The organism is Nocardia sp. CY41, from assembly GCF_009829325.1.
Classification (GTDB): Bacteria; Actinomycetota; Actinomycetes; order Mycobacteriales; family Mycobacteriaceae; genus Nocardia.
This window is the reverse complement of record NZ_VUOS01000006.1, coordinates 1-18,045: the sequence shown is the minus strand read 5'-3', so window position 1 is coordinate 18,045 and position 18,045 is coordinate 1. Positions and strand designations below refer to the sequence as shown.

Genomic DNA, 18,045 nt, shown 5'->3' with positions numbered 1-18,045 from the left:
GTGCTCGCTCACCCGTAGTCCTCCTCGATTGTCACGGTGTCCGCCTGTTGCGCGGCCTCGTCGCCGATCCAGCTGACCGCCAGGGGACCGAGCGGATCCGGCTGGTCGAACTCGATCGTCTTGCCGCGATACAGCTCGAGCAGCGCCAGGAAGCGGGCGACGATCTGGACCGGCACCTCGCAGTCGGCGACCAGCTCGCCGAACGAGGTCCACGCGCCCGCACCGCGCTGTTTGAGCCGTTCCAGCACCAGGGCCGCCTGCTCGGCCACCGAGATCGCGTGCGTGTGCAGATGGTCGAGCCCGACCTTGGGTACCGGACGTGGCCGGAAGGCCGCCGCGGCGATCGCGGCGAACTCGGCCGCCCCGACACCCAGCGTAACCTCGGGAAGCAGGCCCGCGTAGCGCTCCTCCAAGCCGACCGCCCGCGGATAGCGGCGCAGCGCGGCCGCCTCCAGCTCGCCGAGCAGTTCGGCGACCTGCTTGAACGCGCGGTACTGCAGCAGCCGGGCGAACAACAGGTCGCGCGCCTCGAGCAGCTCGAGATCCTCCGCGTCGGTCATCTCCCCGGACGGCAGCAGGCGCGCGGCCTTCAGATCCAGCAGCGTGGCGGCGACGACCAGGAATTCGGTCGTCTGGTCCAGGATCTTGTCCGAGCGCAGCGTGTTCTGCCGCGCCATGTTCGCCGTCAATGCCTTGGTGTAGGCGATGAACTCGTCGGTGACCTTGTGCAACGCCACCTCGGTGACGTCCAGTTTGCGCGAGCTGATCAGGGTGAGCAGCAGATCGAACGGCCCCTCGAAGTTGCTCAGCCGCAGCCGGAACCCGGACGCCTGCGGCTCGACCGTCGGCGGCTCTCCCGTCTTCGCTGTGCCCGGCGACGGTCCGGGGTCGTCCGGCGAACCACCGGCCGCGTCAGGTGCACCCGCTGAACCGGCGGACGGGTTCGGCGCATCCGGCGAACCGGCGCGGGCGTCCGGTGCGTCAGCGGGCCGATCCGCCGATGTCTCGGCGGCCTCCCGCGCGGCCGCCTCGACGGGCTGCGTGAGTGGGCTCGTGGACGGTTCCTCCGCGCCGTGCGGCCGGAGCGAATCATCGGCGTCCGGCTGGGGCGCGGCGCCTCCGAGGATGGCCGGGTTCGGGCGCCGGGGCGTCGCGTCCCGGCCCGCGGCGATGAACGCGGCGGCGGCGTTCCCGAGCGCGGGAGGCTGCCCCGGAGCCGTCGGGTCCGGCGGATCGGGCGCCCGGTCGTCGGGCCTGGCTGTCGATCCGGCCGCGGAAGACCCCTGGCCGGACGGGTCGTGGTGGGACGCAGACGAGGGGTCGGAGCGGCCGCTCACCGGCCGGATCGGTGGATGACTTCCCGGGCCATCGACCGATACGCTTCGGCGCCACTGGATTTCGGCGCCCATGTGGTGATCGGCTCGCCCGCGACGCTGGCGTCCGGGAAACGGACGGTGCGCGCGATGGCGGTGTCGTAGACCAGCTCACCGAACACCTCGACGACGCGCGCCATGACCTGGCGGGAATGCAGCAGTCGAGAGTCGAACATGGTGACCACTATTCCGTACAGGCTCAGCCGCGGGTTCAGCCGGTCCCGCACCTTCTCGACGGTGTCGTTGAGCAGGGCGAGCCCGCGCAGCGAGAAGTACTCGCACTCCATGGGGATGATCACGCCGTCCGAACAGGCCAGGGCGTTGACCGTGAGCAGGCCCAGTGAAGGCTGGCAGTCGATGAGGATGTAGTCGTAGCGGTTGCGCACCGGCTCCAGCGCGCGGCCGAGCGACTGTTCCCGGCCCACCTCGTTGACGAGCTGGATCTCCGCGGCGGAGAGGTCGATGTTGCTCGGCAACAGGTCCATGTTGGGGACACGCGTCTGCATCAGCACGTCGTCGATGGACACCTTGGAACCGATGAGCAGGTCGTGCACCGTCGATTCGAGATCGTGGTGGGCGACGCCGAGACCGGCCGACAGCGCGCCCTGTGGATCCAGGTCGACGAGCAGCACGCGCCGGCCGTATTCGGCCAGGGCGGCACCGAGATTGATGGTGGAGGTGGTCTTGCCGACCCCGCCCTTCTGATTGCACATGGCCACGATCAACGCGTCACCGTGCTCGCCGACCGGCGGCGGGTCCGGCACCAGCCGCAACGGTCGTCCGGTCGGGCCGAGCGTCGCGTCCTCCGGGACCGGCTCGACTCCGTGGCCCCACAGCGTTTCCGCCGCGGCGTCCGAGTACGGACCCGGTCGCGAGCCCGTAAGCGGCTCCGCCCCAGCACCCATCGGCGGCTCTGCCGCTCCGGCTGTCGTCACGATCCGCTGCTCCTTATACGTTCCTGCCCGTTGCCTCGCCGAGCGTAGCGAGGCCGATCAGGGCCGACCTCGCTTTCGTGCGGTCCAGCTCTCGATAGACGCTACCGCTTGACGGCACTCGAGTGCCGCGCCTGCGCGCGGCGTGTTCGTCCGGCGCTGGTCAACGCCATTGCGGTCCGCCGTCGAAATGAACATCGAACCGGTCGTGCAATTCGTTCATGCTGTCCCAGTCCGCCTCCCCGCGCGCTATCCGGCCGAGTTGCCGGAAGTAATCGAAGCGGACGATACCGGGTGTGAGCACAGCCAGGAACTCGGCGGGCCCGTCCGCGCCCGCGCCGAAGGCGTGCACGACACCCGGCGGCACCACCACCAAGCCGCCTTTGCCCACGGCGCTGCGGGCCCCGTCGACGAGAAACTCCATCGTGCCGTCCAGCACATAGAAGATCTCGGTCGACTTCGTGTGGTGGTGCGGCCGGGTGCCGTCCGCGCCGGCGGCGAGGGTGAGGCGATTGGCGCCGAACAACCCCGCGGAGTTCTCGCTGTCCTCGAGCAGCCGGAAGGAGCCGCCGCCGGGCAGCGGAACCGCTTCGACGTCGGCCTCGTGGACGATGAAAGACTTTGCCATGCAGCTCACCTCGTGTCGTGGTCGGAGTCCGGGCCGCCGGTGAGCGCACCGCGCGCACCCGGTGACCGAAACAACCGGACCGGGGTCCACTTTGTTCCGCCTCACGAGCCGCGCCGGCCGAACAGTCCACACAGGGGAAATCGTCGAGCGCCGAACGGGTTACCGTGCGCGCGGGTGCGCGGTCGCCCAGACTTCACGCAGGGTGTTGACGGTGACCAGGGTGTAGATCTGGGTGGTGGTCACCGAGGCGTGGCCGAGCAATTCCTGCACCACCCGGACATCGGCGCCACCGTCGAGCAAATGGGTGGCGAAAGAGTGACGCAACGTGTGCGGCGATACCGCCGCCGCGATGCCCGCCCGTTCGGCTGCGGTGTGCAGCACCTGCCAGGCGCTCTGCCGGGACAGCCGCGCGCCGCGGGCATTCAGGAAAAGGGCTCCGGCGTTGCCCTTTCCGCGCGCGGCGAGCACAGGCCGTCCGCGCACCAGGTAGGCGTCCACAGCGGCCAGGGCGGGTCGCCCGATCGGCACCAGGCGCTGTTTCCCGCCCTTGCCGCGTAACACGACCGACCGTTCCTCGAGATCGAGATCGTCCACGTCCAATCCGACCGTCTCCGAGATCCGGGCGCCGGTGGAATACAGCAACTCCAGCAGCGCACGGTCGCGCAGGCCGCGCGGCCCGCCGTCGACGCCCGCCGCGGCGTCCGCCTGACCACCACCCGCCGCCTCGAGCAGCCGCAGCACCTGGTCGTAGGGCAGTGCCTTGGGCAGCCTGCGGCCCGGCGCGGGCGGTTTCACCGCGTGCGCCACGTCGGTGTCGGTCAGCCCCTCCGCGGCGGCGAAGCGATGCCAGCCCCGCACCGCGATCAGCGCGCGGGCCACCGAACTCGCCGCCAGCGGCGGGTGTCCGTGGCCGCCCGACCGCAACGCCATGGTGAACTCGGCGACGTCCGACTCCGCGACCCGGTCGAGCGAGCGGATCCCGCGCCCGGTCAAGAAGTCCAGATAGCGGCCGAGGTCACGCCGATAGGCCCCGAGGGTGTTGGGCGCGACGCCGCGCTCGACGGCGAGATGGTCGAGGTAGGCGTCGAGCTCGCGACCGAGCACCTCCGGTCAGTCTTCGGACTTCTCGGCCGCCTTGCGGCGGAGGAAGGTCGTGGGCTGACCGTCCCAGGGCGCGTCCGGCGGTCGCGGTTCGATACCGCCCGCCCGCGCGGCCGCCAGCGCGAGCACGCCCGCGACCGCGGTGGCGTTGACGATCTCCCCGCTCAGTGCCGCGCGGACCGCCGCGTCGACCGGCATGCGGACCACTTCCAGATCCGCCTCCTCGAATTCGGGATCGGGCCGGTCGGTCTCGTACAGCCCGCGGGCCAGGTAGATCCGCAGCGCTTCGTCGGTGAACCCGGGTGAGAGCGCGACGTCGACCAGGACCGCCCATTCCCTGGCGGCCAACCCGGTCTCTTCGGCCAGCTCACGGCGCGCCGCGAGCAGCGGATCCTCCCCGGGCACGTCGAGCAGCCCGGCGGGCAGCTCGAGCAGCCGCCTGGCGATCGGGTGGCGGTACTGATTGATCAGCACCACGTTGCCGTCGTCATCGATCGCGGCCACGGCGACGGCGCCGTGATGCTCGATCACCTCGCGCTCGACGACCCGGCCGCCCGGCATCCGCACCTGGTCGAGCCGCAATGCGAGGATCGCGCCGCTGTAGACGGTCTTGCTGGATTCGATCTCGAAATCGTGGCTGCCGGGCTCGGCAGCGCCCCCGTTGGTCATGCCGCTACACCTGTTCCGTCGCACCCGCCAGTTCTTCACCCGGAATGTCCACCGGAAGTCGTTCCGCCGCTTTGTATTTCAGCGCCGCCGAGATGAGCGCCGCGAACAACGGATGCGGGCGGGTCGGGCGGCTCTTCAGCTCAGGGTGCGCCTGCGTGGCGACGAAGAACGGATGCACGTCGGCGGGCAGCTCGACGAACTCGACCAGGTGCCCGTCCGGCGAGGTGCCGCTGAACCGCAAGCCGCTCTCGGCGATCTTGTCGCGATAGGCGTTGTTCACCTCGTAGCGGTGGCGATGACGCTCGGACACGTGCTCGCTGCCGTAGGCCTGCGCGACGACCGAGCCCTTCGCCAGCGTCGCCGGGTAGGCGCCCAGCCGCATGGTGCCACCGAGATCGGCCTCGCCTGCCACGGCCTGCTCCTGGTCGGCCATGGTGGAGATGACGGGATGCGGTGTGTCCGGTTCGAATTCGGCCGAGTTGGCCTCTGCCAACCCTACCCGGCGCGCCGCCTCGATCACCATGCACTGCAGTCCCAGGCACAGGCCGAGCAGCGGGATGCCGCGGGTGCGCGCGTAGTGGATCGCGCCGACTTTGCCCTCGATGCCGCGGATGCCGAACCCGCCGGGAATCAGCACGGCGTCCACGTCGCGCAGCGCGTGCTGGGCGCCGACGGGGGTCTCGCACTCGTCCGAGGGGACCCAGCGGATGTTCACCTTCGCGCGCGAGGCGAACCCGCCCGCGCGCAGCGCCTCGGTGACCGAGAGGTAGGCGTCGGGCAGGTCGACGTACTTGCCCACCAGCGCGACCTCGACCGTCTCGCGCGGCGAGTGCACCCGGTCGAGCAGGTCGCCCCACACGGTCCAGTCCACGTCCCGGAACGGCAGCCCCAGCCTGCGCACCACGTAGGCGTCCAGGCCCTCCCGGTGCAGCACGCGCGGGATGTCGTAGATCGACGGCGCGTCCGGCGTGGAGATGCAGGCGTCGACCTCGACGTCGCACATCAGCGCGATCTTGCTCTTCAGGGCCTGCGGGACCTCGCGGTCGCAGCGCAGGATCAGCGCGTCGGGCTGGATGCCGATATTGCGCAGCGCCGCCACCGAGTGCTGGGTCGGCTTGGTCTTCAGCTCACCGGAGGGCGCGAGGTAGGGCACCAGCGACACGTGCAGGAAGAAGACGTTGTCGCGCCCGACGTCGTGGCGGATTTGGCGGGCGGCCTCCAGGAACGGCTGCGACTCGATGTCGCCGACGGTGCCGCCGATCTCGGTGATCACCACATCCGGCGTCTGGCCCTGCAGATCCGGGCCGCGCATGGCGAGGATCCGGTTCTTGATCTCGTCGGTGATGTGCGGGATCACCTGCACCGTGTCGCCGAGGTACTCGCCGCGACGCTCCTTGGCGATGACCGACGAATAGATTTGCCCGGTCGTCACATTCGCGTCCCGGGACAGGTCCCGGTCGAGGAAGCGCTCGTAGTGGCCGACGTCCAGGTCGGTCTCCGCGCCGTCCTCCGTCACGAACACCTCGCCGTGCTGGAAGGGGTTCATCGTGCCGGGATCGACGTTCAGATACGGGTCGAGTTTCTGCATCGTGACGCGCAGCCCACGCGCCGTCAGCAGCTGACCGAGGCTGGAGGCGGTAAGACCTTTACCCAATGAGGAGGCGACACCACCGCTGACGAAGATGTGCTTCGTGTCCGTTCGCGCCTGAATCCGTGTTTGACCCACGGGTCTTCACGGTAACACGAATCCGCCCGTCCGTTCGAATGCCACGCGCGTTTGCCCGCCGATCGCCGAGACTTCGATCAGAGCCGCGGCGGCCGGAATGTGAGGTCGGTCGCGTCCCGCTCGCCGGTATTCACCGCGAGCCGGTGGCCCGGCGTCGGCGGTAACGGTCGATCAGGCCTGTGACCTGTGCGAACGCCTCCGGTGACAAGATCTCCGTCAGTTCGTCAGCCCGGGACGGCGGCCAGCGTGAGCGACGTGGCTTTGGCGCCGGTGCCGTAGCGTCCGGCGGCACCGTTGAGCTGTTCGCCGAGCGCCAGCACGGTGGTGACCCGGCCGAGTTCGCGGTCGAGATTGTCGACGGTGCTCACCTGGGCCGCGAGCGCGGCGTCGGTACGGACCACGGCGATGGGCCCCGGCCCATCGGCGGCGCCCGCGCGGCCCGCGAGGACTACTCCCGCACCACGGCCGCGCAAGGCGCCGGCGAAGCGCGCGGCATTCGAGCCCGCGCCGTTCTCCGCGGCGGCGACGCCGTTGCCGGTGATCACGACCGCGAGCTGCGCGGGTCGCACCGGCGTGTCGCCGTAGGCGAGGAACCCGCCGCCACGCAGGGTCTCCAGGACCAGCCCGAGCTCCTCCGGAGTGCTCCGCGTTTGCCCGTTCTCCGGATCGAGCAGCAGCACCAGGCCGAGCAGATCACCGGCCATGCTGCCCTGGTCCACCGCGCCGGTCCGCAGCTGCGCCCCGGCCGGGATGACGTTCGTGAGCGCCGTGCGCATCCGGTCACCCTCCGTGGCGTCGATGAACGCCTCGGTGAGCGCGATCCGGCCGGTGACTGCCGCCCCCGAGGCCGCCAGCGCCCGCGTCACCGCCTCCACGTCTCCCGGATCGGCGTCCGGCGTCGTGAACACGACGACGCTGCGGTCGGCCAGCGCACCGCCGAGGATGCGCCCCGACGACCCGGCGATGAACCGGTCGGCGGCCACGGCCTGCTCGCCGAGCAGCCGGTTCTGCTCGGTCAGGATGTCGACCTGCTGCCGCAGGTCGGTCTTGTCCGCCCGCAATCCGGAGAGCAGATCGGCCGCGAGCGTCTGAGATCCGAGCACCACACCGATCGCGAGCGCGAGAAAGATCGCGACGATCGAGATGACATGTCGGCGCATCGAAATCATCGTTCTCCGTTCAGAATTCCCAAGATTCGGCTTGCCCCTGCGCCCACCGCGCGAAGCGGTTCCAGATGTCCGCACCCCAGTCCAGGACGTCCCCGCCGCTGTTGGACGCCAGCAGCACGACGATCACCGCGATCAGCGCGGCGAGCACGACCAGCGCGACGGCGACCCCGGACACGCGGTTGCGGTACAGGGTGGCGACCGCCTTCGCGTCCATCAGCTTCGTGCCGACCTTGAGCCGGGTGAGGAAGGTGGCCGGACTGCTGTCGCGGCGGCCGCGGTCGAAGAAGTCGTCGAGCGAGGCGGGCGCCCCCGCGGCGACGATCAGGGCCGCGCCGTGATGGTCGGCCAGCAGCAGCGCCAGATCGGCGGCAGATCCCGAGGAGGGGAACGTCGTCGCGCCGATACCGAGGTCCTGGATGCGTTCGAGCCCTTTGGCATGGCCGTCGGTGTCGGCCGGCAGGATCACCTCTGCGCCGCATTTCATGGTGGCGGTGGTGATTTCCTCGGGGTCGCCCACGATGACGTCGGGCCGGTACCCCCGCCTGCGCAGGGTGTCCGCGCCACGGCCGACGCCGATGAGGATCGGGGCGTACTCCTTGATGAACGGCTTGAGCCGCTGCAGATCCTCGGCGTGCTCCGGGCCGTCGGCGACCACCACCACGTGCCGGTGCTTCATCACCAGATCCAGTTCCGGAACACCGAATCCGTCGATGAGCAGCGCGCTCTCGGTGCGGATGAACTCGATGGTGTTGCCCGCGAACGCCTCGAGATGATCGGCCAGGCCGTTGCGCGCCTCGATCATCCGTTCCGCGATCGCGCACTCGGTGAGCTCGATGCCCTCGACGAGGACCTCCGGTTCCTTCTTGATCAGCTTGTCGGCGTAGACCACGCCGTCGACGACACGAACTTTGACGCCGTCCTTGATCTTCTTGAACGCATCCGAGCTCACCGTGTCCAGCAGCAGGATCCCGTTGGCGACGAGCGCTTCGGGTCCCAAGTTCGGGTAACGGCCGGAAATGGACGGCGAGGTGTTGATCACCGCACCGACGCGCGCCTCGACCAGCCGGTCGGCGGTCATCCGGTCGAGATCCATCTCGTCGAGGACGACGATGTCGCCCGGCCCTACCCGTGTGAGCAGCCGCCGGGTGTTGCGATCCACCCGGGCCGTCCCGATCAGACCAGGCAGCGTTTCGGTGTTTCTCGACAACAGCGCCGGCATCTTCATGTGCCGATGATGGCGGCAAACTCTCAACCATTGGTGGAGGCGCGCCGTTCCGCACGCCGCATTCGCGCCTCTGCGTGCTCGCGGTCACCGCCGGACCGATGCGCCGTCTCGATACGGATCACGTCGACGCCGGCCTAATATCCCTGCTCGGAGCAATCCAAAGAGGAGATACATCTCCCAGGACGCCTCCTGGCGGCGAAACGAAAACCACTTGCCCAACGGCCCGGACCGATGTGCCACAGCGCCCGCCCGCCCGAGATCAGAGGTCGTATCCACCCGGAATCACCAGCCAGCGAACATATCGCTACCGCGCCGATTCCAGCGAGACGACCACCGCCGGCCGATGCGGATCACGGCGACCGTGCCGTACCGAGCCCGCGAACTCGATCGCTCAGCACCACTTCGCCTGTGGGCGGCACACGGTCCAGCCGCTACCGTCCGGACGTGGCGTGCGGCTCCAGGCCGCGTCGCCCGTGCCGTCGCCGGGGCCGCTTTCGGCAGGCGGGGGCTTGCTCTTCCGGTGGTACTCGCGCAGGGCATGCTGATGTTCGTTCTGCCGCAGCGGGTTCGGGTCGGAATGCTGGTAGCCGAACGGGTCGATCTCATGCCACCCTGTCGAGTCGCCGTGCGAACCGGCGCGACCGGAGTGGTCGGAGCGGGACAACGACTCCGCGGCAGCCCCACCGGCCGCGCCGATCGCTCCCGCGGCCAGACCGGCCACGATCAGCGCGAATGCCCCCGTTCTTGCCACATTCCGGCGTCGGCCGGCCGGGCCGCGACGACGCGCCCCGCCGATCTCGGTCATCACTGGAAGAACGCTGCGCATGTCGGCCCCTTTGCCTCGGCACTTCCCGCTGCCCGGCGGAATTCATCCACCGTTAACCTACTGAGTTCAATAGTAGATGATGAATCGGACATTGCGGACATCATTCGCATGCGATGACTGGCGCGCGACGAAAAACGTTGACACGAGGTGTGCTTCGTGAGCTGATCCGGCTGCGTATGCGTCTACTTTTCGTCGAGCCGAGATCCGACTTCGCGCGATTTCAGGAAGACGCACGTATGTCACCAGTAGATAGAGCACACTGTATGCGGCGGCCACGGCTCCTTCCCTGCTCGAGCCGGGCGCCGTACACCAGCCCGAAATCCCTCCCTACGAGACAGCTCATCCCGGATTGTGATGCGGACGACACGATCGCCGAGCGGTGCCCGCTGTAGCTATATGCTGCCGGTCACACGTAACTGGAAGAGGAGAATTCATGGCCAGCACCACCGTCGACGCCGTCATCGCCGCCCCGCGCGAGGTCGTCTACCGGCTTTTCGCCGACCGCGAGAGCATCAGCCCCTACATCCCGGTCCAGGTCAAGCTGATCAAGCCCGGCCTCACCGAACGCGAGGGCGTCGGCGCGCAGCATCTGATCGGTCTCGGCCCGGTCGGGGTCACCGAGGAGATCACGAAGCTCGTGCCCGGCGAGCGGATGGAATACAAGATCGTGAAGGGCGCGCCGGTGAAGCGGCACGTCGGCATCGTCACTTTCGCCGACGCCGACAACGGCACTCTGGTCTCCTACACAATGGAATCGGACCCGTCGCTGCCGGTGCCCGCCAAGGTGCTGGAACTCGGTCTGAAGAACCTGATCGGCCAGTTCATCAAGGGTGCGCAAAAGGCGGTGCGCTGACCGGCGCGCTCAGCGCGCGGCCGCCTCGGCGCCCGCTTTCTCTGCGCGCGCCGTCGCGAGCAGTTCCTCCGCGTGCGCCCGGCCGGTTTCGGTGTCGTCGAGACCGGCCAGCATGCGCGCCAGCTCGACCACGCGCTCGTCGTTGGTCAGCGCACGGACGCCGCTGTTGACGGCGCCCTTGCCGTCGTCGGATTTGTCGACCACCAGGTGCGTATCGGCGAACGCGGCGACCTGCGGCAGATGGGTCACCACGATCACCTGATGCGTGCGCGCCAGCCGGGCCAGCCTGCGGCCGATCTCCACCGCGGCGCGCCCGCCGACGCCCGCGTCGACCTCATCGAACACCATGGTCGCTCCGTGCTCGGAGCCGGCCAGCACCACTTCCAGCGCCAGCATCACGCGCGACAGCTCACCTCCGGACGCGCTCTTGCTCAACGGCAACGACTGCGCGCCCGAATGCGCCGCCAACCGGAACTCGGCCTCATCGATACCCATGGCGCCGGCATGCAACTCCCGGCCGTCGACGGTGAGCGGCGCCGAGTCCTGCGCGCCCGCGAGCACCGGCCGCACCTCGGCCTCCAGGCGCGCCTTGCCCATCGCCAGACCCCCCAGTTCGGCGCTCACCGCGGCGGCCAGCTTGCCCGCCGCCTTCCGCCGCGCGGCGCTCAGCTTCTTCGCCGCCTCCCGCACCCGTTCGGCGGCGGTGTCCACCTCGGCGGCCAGCTTCGCCAGCGCCTCCTCGGAGACGTCCAGTGAACCGAGCCGGGTCCGGGCCTCCTGCGCCCAGGCCAGCACCCCATCGATGTCGGCTGCGTATTTGCGGGTCAGCGTCTTCAATTCGGCCTGCCGGGTGAGCAGCGAATCCAGCGCACCCGGATCCGACGGCAGATCCGACAGATAGCTGCTCAACTCGGTGGTCACGTCGACCACCACGGCGATGGCGTCGGCCAGGCGCGGCGCGAGCGCAATCAGCGCCGGGTCGTCGGCGGCTTCGATGCGGGCGCGGGCGGTGCCGAGCGCTTCCATGGCGCCGGAACCGTCTGCGGGTGCGTCGGCAGGCCCGGCCAGCGCCTCGTGCGCGGTGGCCGCCGCTTCCCGCAGCGAATCCAGGTCGCTGAGCCTGCGCACCTCGTCGACGATGCGCACGTCCTCGCCGGGTTCCGGAGAGATGGCGTCGATTTCGTTCAGCGAGTGTTCGAGCCGCTCGGCCTCGAGGGCCAATTCCCTGCTGCGCGCGGTGCGTTCGAGCAACTCGGCGCGGGCGTCCAGCCAGGATCGGCGCAGCACCTGGTACTTCCGCAGCAGCGCGGCCACCGCGTCGCCCGCGAACCGGTCCAGTGCCGACAACTGCTGATCGGGACGCTGCAACCGCAGCTGGTCGTTCTGACCGTGCACGGTCAGCAAGGGCGCGGTGAAATCGGCCAGCACCGAGGCCGGGACGCCACGACCACCGAGATGCGCGCGGGAGCGTCCGTCGCTGCCGACCGTGCGGATCGCGATGACGCTGCCGTCGTCGTCCTGCTCGGCCGCGGCCGCCTCCAGCACGTGCGCGACCTCCGCGCGGGCGGCATCGTTGACGTCCTCGATGGTGAACCGGCCCTCCACCACGGCGCGGGACGCGCCGAGCCGGACCCGGCCCGCGTCCGCGCGCGCACCGCTGAGCAGATGCAGGCTGGTCACCACCATGGTCTTGCCCGCGCCGGTCTCGCCGGTCAGGCAAGTCAGTCCCGCGTGGAATTGCGCGGTCGCCGTGGAAATGACGCCAAGCCCGTCAATCCTGATCTCTGTCAGCACTTGTGCTCTCCGTTCGCCGTCGGCCACGCCAGCCTGTCACGGGCAATTGGAACTTGCGCACCATCCGGTCGGCGAAGGGTGCGGAGTCCAGTCGCACCCAGCGCACCGGTCGAGCGCCGCGAACCGCCTCGACCCGGCCCCCGCTGGGCAGTGCGAGCGTGCGCCTGCCGTCCAGGAAAACTATCGCATCGTGTCCGGTCGCCACGGACTCGACCGCGATCCGCGACTCGGGGCTGGTCACCAGCGGCCGCGCGAACAGGGCATGGGCATTGCTCGGAATCACCAGCAAGGCTTCGAGTTCCGGCCACACCACCGGACCGCCCGCGGAGAAAGCGTAGGCGGTCGAACCGGTCGGCGTCGAGATCAGGATGCCGTCGCAGCCGAACGACGACACCGGTCGCCCGTCGACCTCCAACACCACTTCCAGCACCCCCATGCGCGAAGCGTTTTCGATGCTCGCCTCGTTCAGCGCCCATCCGCTGTCGACGACCTCGTCCTCGACGCGGACCGTGACGTCGATGGTCATCCGATGCTCGATCGTGTAATCCCCCCGGACCACCTGGGCGAGCGCCTCATCCAGATGCTCCGCCTCGGCCTCGGTGAGAAAACCGATGCGGCCGAGATTGATCCCGAGCACCGGCACCCCGGCCGGACGCGCCAGTTCGGCAGCGCGCAGGAACGTTCCGTCGCCACCGAGCACGAGCACCATCTCGCAGCCGACCGCTGCCTCCGGGCTGTGCTCGACCACGCGCACCGGATAGCCGCCCGGCTCGGCCTCGAACCGCGTGCTGTCCGCCTCGTCGGCGAGCACGCGCAGGCAGATACCCGCGTCCGCGAAGATCTTCGCCACCCGATGGGCGGTCTCGATGATCTCCGCCCGGCCCGGATGTGACACCAGCAGGATCTCCCGGCCGCAGGGCTGGGCCAGCGCGTTCACTGTGGACCCTCCTCAACCGCACGCTCGACCAGCGCAGCGACCTGCTCGCCGTCGTAGGCGAAAGGCCCGTCGTTGCGCAGCCACAAGAAGTATTCGACATTGCCCGACGGTCCCGGCAGCGGGCTCGCCACTACATCGACCGTGCGCATGCCCAGCTCCGCGGCCGCCGCCGCGACACCACGCACCGCGTCGGCGCGCAGCGCGGGATCCCGCACCACGCCGCCGGAGCCGACCCGCTCCTTACCGACCTCGAACTGTGGTTTCACCATGGGCAACAGGTCGGCGCCAGGCGCCGCGCAGGCAGCCAGCGCGGGCAGCACCAGGCTCAGCGAAATGAAGGACAGGTCGCCCACCACCACGTCGACCGTGCCGCCGATCATTTCGGGCGTCAGGTTGCGCACGTTGGTGCGGTCGAACACGCGGACCCGCTCGTCGGTACGCAGACGCCAGACCAGCTGGCCGTACCCGACGTCGACGGCGACGACCTCCCGCGCTTCCCGCGCCAGCAGCACGTCGGTGAAACCGCCGGTCGAAGCGCCCGCGTCCAGGCAGCGCTTGCCCGCCACGGACAGCCCGTCCGGCTCGAACCGCGCCAGCGCGCCGAGGAGTTTGTGCGCGCCGCGCGAGGCCCACGAGACCTCGTCGGGCTCCTCGCGGACCACCAGCGGCGTACCCGCCTCGACGGCGGTCGCCGCCTTCACCGCGACCGTTCCAGCTATCAGGACGCGGCCCGCGCCGATCAGTTCGACCGCGTGTTCTCGCGATCTCGCCAATCCGCGGCGAACCAGTTCCGCGTCCACCCGTGCGCGTCTGGCCACCTCAGATCTTGTCCACCGTGGCCAAGGCCTGTACCAGCACGTCATGTGCCTGCTCCAGGATGCGAGCGCGACGGGTGATGTCGACTCCGGCCTCGGCGCTGTCGGTCGCGGGCACGGGCCCGTTCCAACCGGGACGCTCGAGTTCGGCGAGCAGGCTGTCGACCTCGCCGCGGATACGATCCGGGTCGGCAGGCTCCGGACGGCCTTGCGCACCCGGCAGGTGCTGACCGGGCAGCGGAACCCCGGGCCGGGGACCGTGCGCACCGGCCGCCGTGCCGGGACCGTTCGGACGAGGCGTGGGTGTAGTCATCGTGGCGTCAACGCTATCGGATTTCCGAATCGGACGCGCGGACCGTCACAGCTCGCCCGGGGTGGCGCTGCAGCATGTCGCCGAGGTCGGCATCCGGCTCGGCGGCGACGACCGCGTGATTGAGGGCGTCGAGCGAATCGGCGACATAGGTCGGCACCTGAGCATCCGGGGCCTCGCGCAGTTCGTCGAGCGTGCTGACGCCGGTGAGCACCAGCAGCGAGTCCAGACCGACCCGGTTGGCGCCCTCGATGTCGGTGTCCAGACGGTCGCCCACCACCAAGGCCGAGCGGGAACCGGCCCGGACGAGCGCGTCCTCCAACAGCGGCGCATACGGCTTGCCGGCCACGATCGGCTCCCGATCGGAAGCGGCCCGCAGTGCGGCGACCATCGCGCCGTTGCCCGGCGCGAGGCCGCGTTCGTTCGGCAAAGTCCGGTCGGTGTTCGCCGCGACCCACAGGGCGTCCGCACGCAGGGCATAGGCGGCTTCGGCGAGGTCCGGCCAGGCGGTCTGGGGTGAATGCCCCTGCACCACCGCGGCGGGCGCGGCGCCGTCGAAACGCCGGATCGGTCGCAGTCCGACGCCGTCCACCTCGGCGGCCAGATCGTCGGTGCCGACGACCAGAACGGGCGCGCCGCGATCGAGCCGCTCGGCCAGCAACCGCGCCGCGGCCTGGGCGCTGGTCACCACGTCGTCGGGAGCGGCGGGAAAGCCGAGTTCGGACAGATGCGCTGCCACGACCTGCGGCCCGCGGCTGGCGTTGTTCGTGACATACACCAGCCGCTGATCGGGCTGCCCGCTCGCGGCGAGCGCCTCCGGCGCCCCCACGATCACCTCGTGACCGCGGTACAGCGTCCCGTCCAGATCCAGCAGCAGGGCTCGGTAGCGATCTCGTAGTCGCTTCACACCACTCTCACTCCGTGTCACCGATCGGCGCCGTGCCGACTCATCACCGCCGGGCCCTCCGGCAGCACATCCGCTCGGCGAGTCCGAGACACTCGACACTACGCCGGCGGGCACACCGGAAAGACGTGGCGTCGGCCACTCCTGCCGCACCGGATCGCAAGCGAGACAGCGCAGTTTCTGATCAAGCCCATGGTCGCCGCTCCTGCACATCACGACCACGATGTGATCGCGCGGGCACAGTGCGCACCTCCGCACCCTCCGCCATGCTGCGCCTCGTGCCGATTATCGCCGGACCACGACGTCGACAACGCGAGCCGGCCGCCTCACCGCGCTCTTCTCGTCGCCACCGGTGATGGCCGAACTCCGAACCCGCCGCGAGAAGGGCCGAGAAGGAACCGACTGCATCCCAGCAGCGCGCTTTATGCCGCCCGCACCCACTTGCCCCAGCAGACCACCACCCAACTCCTCGAGCTGCTGAAGCGGCCGGGCGTCCTGCTGAGAGGAAGTACCCCAGCCGTCAGGTGCGGCCACCTCGACGGCCGGCTGCAAATCTCGCCCGCCGAAGGGACGACCCGCGTCACGCCGCTGGAGCTGGCACGCCTGAGTGCAGCACGGACACGTGTGTCGGCTTGGAGACGATCTCAGGACTTCTATCCAGCGGCCCAGGCGTGCTTACAGTGAAGCGCCTTACAGAGGAGGCAGGGGCGGCAAAGGCAGACCGGCGCCAACAGCTTTCGAACTCGCCCGCCGAAGCGGAGAGTCGTGCTTGCGAACGACTCTGAGACGAACGCGGCACTTGAACGCCGCCGGATGAACCGGTGCGCACCGCCTCAACGGCAGGTTCAGATATCTCCGGTGAGTTCGGCGGCCCGTTCTTCGGCGTCCGTCTCTCCGTCCAGGTCGGCCGAGGCGGCGTTCAGGAACCAGGTGAGGCCCTCGTCGGTACGGCCCGCGGCGACGAGCGCATCGGCGTAGGCGTAGAACAGGCGCGCCGCGGCGGAACCGGTCCGGGACGGATCCAAATCCGAAGTCTGCAAGGTCACGACGGCTTGGTCGTACTGACCGAGGTCCATCCGCGCGCCGGCGACCACGATGCGCAGTTCGGCGGCGTCGTCACCGCGCAGAGCACGCGCTTCCTCGCTGCGACCGAGTTCGATCGCACGTTCCGGACGGCCCAGTCCACGTTCGCAATCGGCCATGACGGCCAGCAACCCCGAACCACCGGACATCCGGCGCGCGGTACGCAGTTCGGACAGGGCCTCCGCCCATTCGCCGGCGTGATAGGCCACCACGCCCGCGGTCTCACGGACGACTGCGATCCGCCCGGCTCGCTGCCGCGCCGCCCGGGCATGGGCGAGCGCGAGCCCGGGATCGTCATCGAGCAGTCGTACCGCCATCACCAAGTGCCGGGCGACCGTCTCCGCATTGCCCTTGTCCAGACTGAGCAGGTCCCGCCGCACGGCCGGGTCGAGGTCGGTGGCCTGCACTTCATCCGGCAGATCGGGCTCCTCCGGCCGCGGCGGGCGGCGATCGAGGGAACGCCCGGCACCGCTACGGGCGCCCTTGCCGCCCCGGCGACGGTCCTGCGACGCGTCACCGTGCGGACCGCGGCCTTCGCGGTCCGCGCCGCCGCGCCGCTCGTCGCGATCCGAACCCGCGCGATGGCTCTCGTCATCGCGCCGCTGGTAGCCGGACGCGCCGCGTCCTGCCGCGTCACCGCGCTCATCGAAATCGCCGCGACGCTTGAATCCGCCGCGATCGCCGGATTCACCGCGGCGGACATCGCCACCAGCACCCGCGGACTCGTCCCGGCGCTGGAAACCACCGCGCTTGGACTGGTCACCCCCGCGCCGGAATCCCCCACTGTCACCGCCACGGTCGGTGGAGTCCTGGCGGCGGAATCCGCCACGGTCGCCGGAACCGCCACGCTCGAACCCGCGGCGAGCGCCGGAGTCGCCGGCGGACCGATACCCGCCCCGCGCATCGTCGCGGCGCTCTCCGCTCTCACTCCGGCGTTTGAAGCCACCGCGTTCGTCCGAGTTCTCCGGGCGCTGGTACCCACCGCGCTGCGCAGGCCCACCTCTCCCTGCGGATCCGCCGTGTCCCCCGGACTCGTCCCGACGCTGGAATCCGCCGCGCTTCGACGCGTCACCCCCGCGCCGGAAGCCGCCACTGTCACCACCGCGATCGCCGGAGTCCTGGCGGCGGAACCCGCCGCGCTCACCCGCACGGCCACGCTGGTCGTCATTGCCGCTGCTTCCGCGACGGTCGAACCCTCCGGAATTGTCCCGGCGCTGGAAATCGCCGCGTTCGGAGGAGCTGTCTCGCCGGCCGGAGCCAGTCGACCCTTCGCGCCGCGCGAAGCCGCCGCGCTCTCCGGACTCGCCTCGGCGATGGAATCCACCGCCGCGTCGGCCTGCGTCCGAGTTGTCGTCTCGTCGGCCGGGTCCCGAGTCGGGAGCGCCGCGCCGGAAGGGCTTCCGATCGTCGTTCTGTTCCGGCACGGTGCTCCCTTTCTTGGTGTCGCAAAAGTCTGTAGTCCCACGAATTCAATCACGTACCTGCGGTGGGGCGCCGGTACGGCAAGTCTGTCGGAGCTCCATCAGGTGCTCAAACGCCGATAGGGGACCCAGTATCTGGGTCCCCTATCGCGAAGGATGTTCCGGCGGTGTCCTACTCTCCCACACCCTGTCGAGTGCAGTACCATCGGCGCTGGCAGGCTTAGCTTCCGGGTTCGGAATGGGACCGGGCGTTTCCCCACCGCTATGGCCGCCGTAACT

Annotated in this window: 15 protein-coding genes, 1 rRNA gene and 1 pseudogene; 1 reads left to right on the top strand and 16 read right to left on the bottom strand. The window is 69.8% G+C overall.

Annotated features, from left to right (window positions below):
- Window positions 1–8: 8 nt before the first annotated feature.
- From GVY64_RS06750 to GVY64_RS06710, 9 genes are all read right to left on the bottom strand, one after another.
- Window positions 9–815, bottom strand: a complete 807-nt coding sequence (locus GVY64_RS06750) for a segregation and condensation protein A (RefSeq protein ID WP_159840048.1) — start codon at window positions 813–815, stop codon at window positions 9–11.
- Window positions 816–1,333: 518 nt separating this feature from the next.
- On the bottom strand, window positions 1,334–2,278 hold the full coding sequence (locus GVY64_RS06745) for a ParA family protein (protein WP_159840047.1): 945 nt from the start codon (window positions 2,276–2,278) through the stop codon (window positions 1,334–1,336).
- A gap of 190 nt (window positions 2,279–2,468) precedes the next feature.
- Window positions 2,469–2,933 carry a cupin domain-containing protein gene (locus tag GVY64_RS06740; RefSeq protein ID WP_159839724.1) on the bottom strand — a complete coding sequence of 155 codons (465 nt, stop codon included), beginning with the start codon at window positions 2,931–2,933 and terminating at the stop codon, window positions 2,469–2,471.
- Between the two features lie 159 nt (window positions 2,934–3,092).
- On the bottom strand, window positions 3,093–4,037 hold the full coding sequence (gene xerD, locus GVY64_RS06735; protein WP_159839723.1) for a site-specific tyrosine recombinase XerD: 945 nt from the start codon (window positions 4,035–4,037) through the stop codon (window positions 3,093–3,095).
- Window positions 4,038–4,043: 6 nt separating this feature from the next.
- Window positions 4,044–4,703, bottom strand: coding sequence for an NUDIX domain-containing protein (locus GVY64_RS06730; protein WP_159839722.1), 660 nt, complete (start codon window positions 4,701–4,703; stop codon window positions 4,044–4,046).
- Window positions 4,704–4,707: 4 nt separating this feature from the next.
- Complete coding sequence (locus GVY64_RS06725) at window positions 4,708–6,429, bottom strand: CTP synthase (RefSeq protein WP_159839721.1); 1,722 nt, start codon at window positions 6,427–6,429, stop codon at window positions 4,708–4,710.
- A gap of 224 nt (window positions 6,430–6,653) precedes the next feature.
- Window positions 6,654–7,598, bottom strand: coding sequence for a copper transporter (locus tag GVY64_RS06720; RefSeq protein ID WP_159839720.1), 945 nt, complete (start codon window positions 7,596–7,598; stop codon window positions 6,654–6,656).
- Window positions 7,599–7,608: 10 nt separating this feature from the next.
- Complete coding sequence (gene steA, locus GVY64_RS06715) at window positions 7,609–8,823, bottom strand: putative cytokinetic ring protein SteA (RefSeq protein ID WP_159839719.1); 1,215 nt, start codon at window positions 8,821–8,823, stop codon at window positions 7,609–7,611.
- A gap of 391 nt (window positions 8,824–9,214) precedes the next feature.
- Window positions 9,215–9,649: a hypothetical protein gene (locus tag GVY64_RS06710; protein ID WP_159839718.1), complete on the bottom strand. Its 435-nt coding sequence runs from the start codon at window positions 9,647–9,649 to the stop codon at window positions 9,215–9,217.
- Window positions 9,650–10,082: 433 nt separating this feature from the next.
- On the opposite strand from GVY64_RS06710, the gene GVY64_RS06705 reads away from it, so the two are divergent.
- Window positions 10,083–10,502, top strand: coding sequence for an SRPBCC family protein (locus GVY64_RS06705; protein WP_159839717.1), 420 nt, complete (start codon window positions 10,083–10,085; stop codon window positions 10,500–10,502).
- Window positions 10,503–10,511: 9 nt separating this feature from the next.
- Here GVY64_RS06705 and recN read toward each other — a convergent pair whose 3' ends face one another.
- The 7 genes and pseudogenes from recN to rrf all read right to left on the bottom strand — a co-directional run bounded on the left by recN (window position 10,512) and on the right by rrf (window position 18,042).
- The gene (gene recN, locus GVY64_RS06700) at window positions 10,512–12,296 is read right to left on the bottom strand and encodes a DNA repair protein RecN (protein ID WP_159839716.1); all 1,785 of its coding nucleotides are present in this window, start codon (window positions 12,294–12,296) and stop codon (window positions 10,512–10,514) included.
- Complete coding sequence (locus GVY64_RS06695; RefSeq protein WP_159839715.1) at window positions 12,274–13,233, bottom strand: NAD kinase; 960 nt, start codon at window positions 13,231–13,233, stop codon at window positions 12,274–12,276. The genes recN and GVY64_RS06695 overlap by 23 nt, the downstream gene beginning before the upstream one ends.
- Window positions 13,230–14,051: a TlyA family RNA methyltransferase gene (locus tag GVY64_RS06690; protein ID WP_159839714.1), complete on the bottom strand. Its 822-nt coding sequence runs from the start codon at window positions 14,049–14,051 to the stop codon at window positions 13,230–13,232. The genes GVY64_RS06695 and GVY64_RS06690 overlap by 4 nt, the downstream gene beginning before the upstream one ends.
- 1 nt (window position 14,052) lies before the next feature.
- On the bottom strand, window positions 14,053–14,361 hold the full coding sequence (locus GVY64_RS06685) for a hypothetical protein (protein ID WP_201297929.1): 309 nt from the start codon (window positions 14,359–14,361) through the stop codon (window positions 14,053–14,055).
- 13 nt (window positions 14,362–14,374) lie between these two features.
- Complete coding sequence (locus GVY64_RS06680; RefSeq protein WP_159839713.1) at window positions 14,375–15,265, bottom strand: HAD-IIA family hydrolase; 891 nt, start codon at window positions 15,263–15,265, stop codon at window positions 14,375–14,377.
- Window positions 15,266–16,107: 842 nt separating this feature from the next.
- Window positions 16,108–17,109, bottom strand: a pseudogene (locus GVY64_RS06675) (hypothetical protein); the annotation flags it as partial.
- An 816-nt stretch (window positions 17,110–17,925) separates the two neighbouring features.
- Window positions 17,926–18,042: ribosomal RNA gene (gene rrf, locus GVY64_RS06670) — 5S ribosomal RNA — on the bottom strand.
- Between the last annotated feature and the right edge of the window lie 3 nt (window positions 18,043–18,045).

What these genes read in the sequence shown, in the direction of transcription:
- GVY64_RS06745 (WP_159840047.1), bottom strand. Translation starts at nt 2,278, where the DNA reads ATGGGTGCTGGGGCGGAGCCGCTTACGGGCTCGCGACCGGGTCCGTAC.
- GVY64_RS06740 (WP_159839724.1), bottom strand. Translation starts at nt 2,933, where the DNA reads ATGGCAAAGTCTTTCATCGTCCACGAGGCCGACGTCGAAGCGGTTCCG.
- GVY64_RS06730 (WP_159839722.1), bottom strand. Translation starts at nt 4,703, where the DNA reads ATGACCAACGGGGGCGCTGCCGAGCCCGGCAGCCACGATTTCGAGATC.
- GVY64_RS06720 (WP_159839720.1), bottom strand. Translation starts at nt 7,598, where the DNA reads ATGATTTCGATGCGCCGACATGTCATCTCGATCGTCGCGATCTTTCTC.
- steA (WP_159839719.1), bottom strand. Translation starts at nt 8,823, where the DNA reads ATGAAGATGCCGGCGCTGTTGTCGAGAAACACCGAAACGCTGCCTGGT.
- GVY64_RS06710 (WP_159839718.1), bottom strand. Translation starts at nt 9,649, where the DNA reads ATGCGCAGCGTTCTTCCAGTGATGACCGAGATCGGCGGGGCGCGTCGT.
- GVY64_RS06705 (WP_159839717.1), top strand. Translation starts at nt 10,083, where the DNA reads ATGGCCAGCACCACCGTCGACGCCGTCATCGCCGCCCCGCGCGAGGTC.
- GVY64_RS06685 (WP_201297929.1), bottom strand. Translation starts at nt 14,361, where the DNA reads ATGACTACACCCACGCCTCGTCCGAACGGTCCCGGCACGGCGGCCGGT.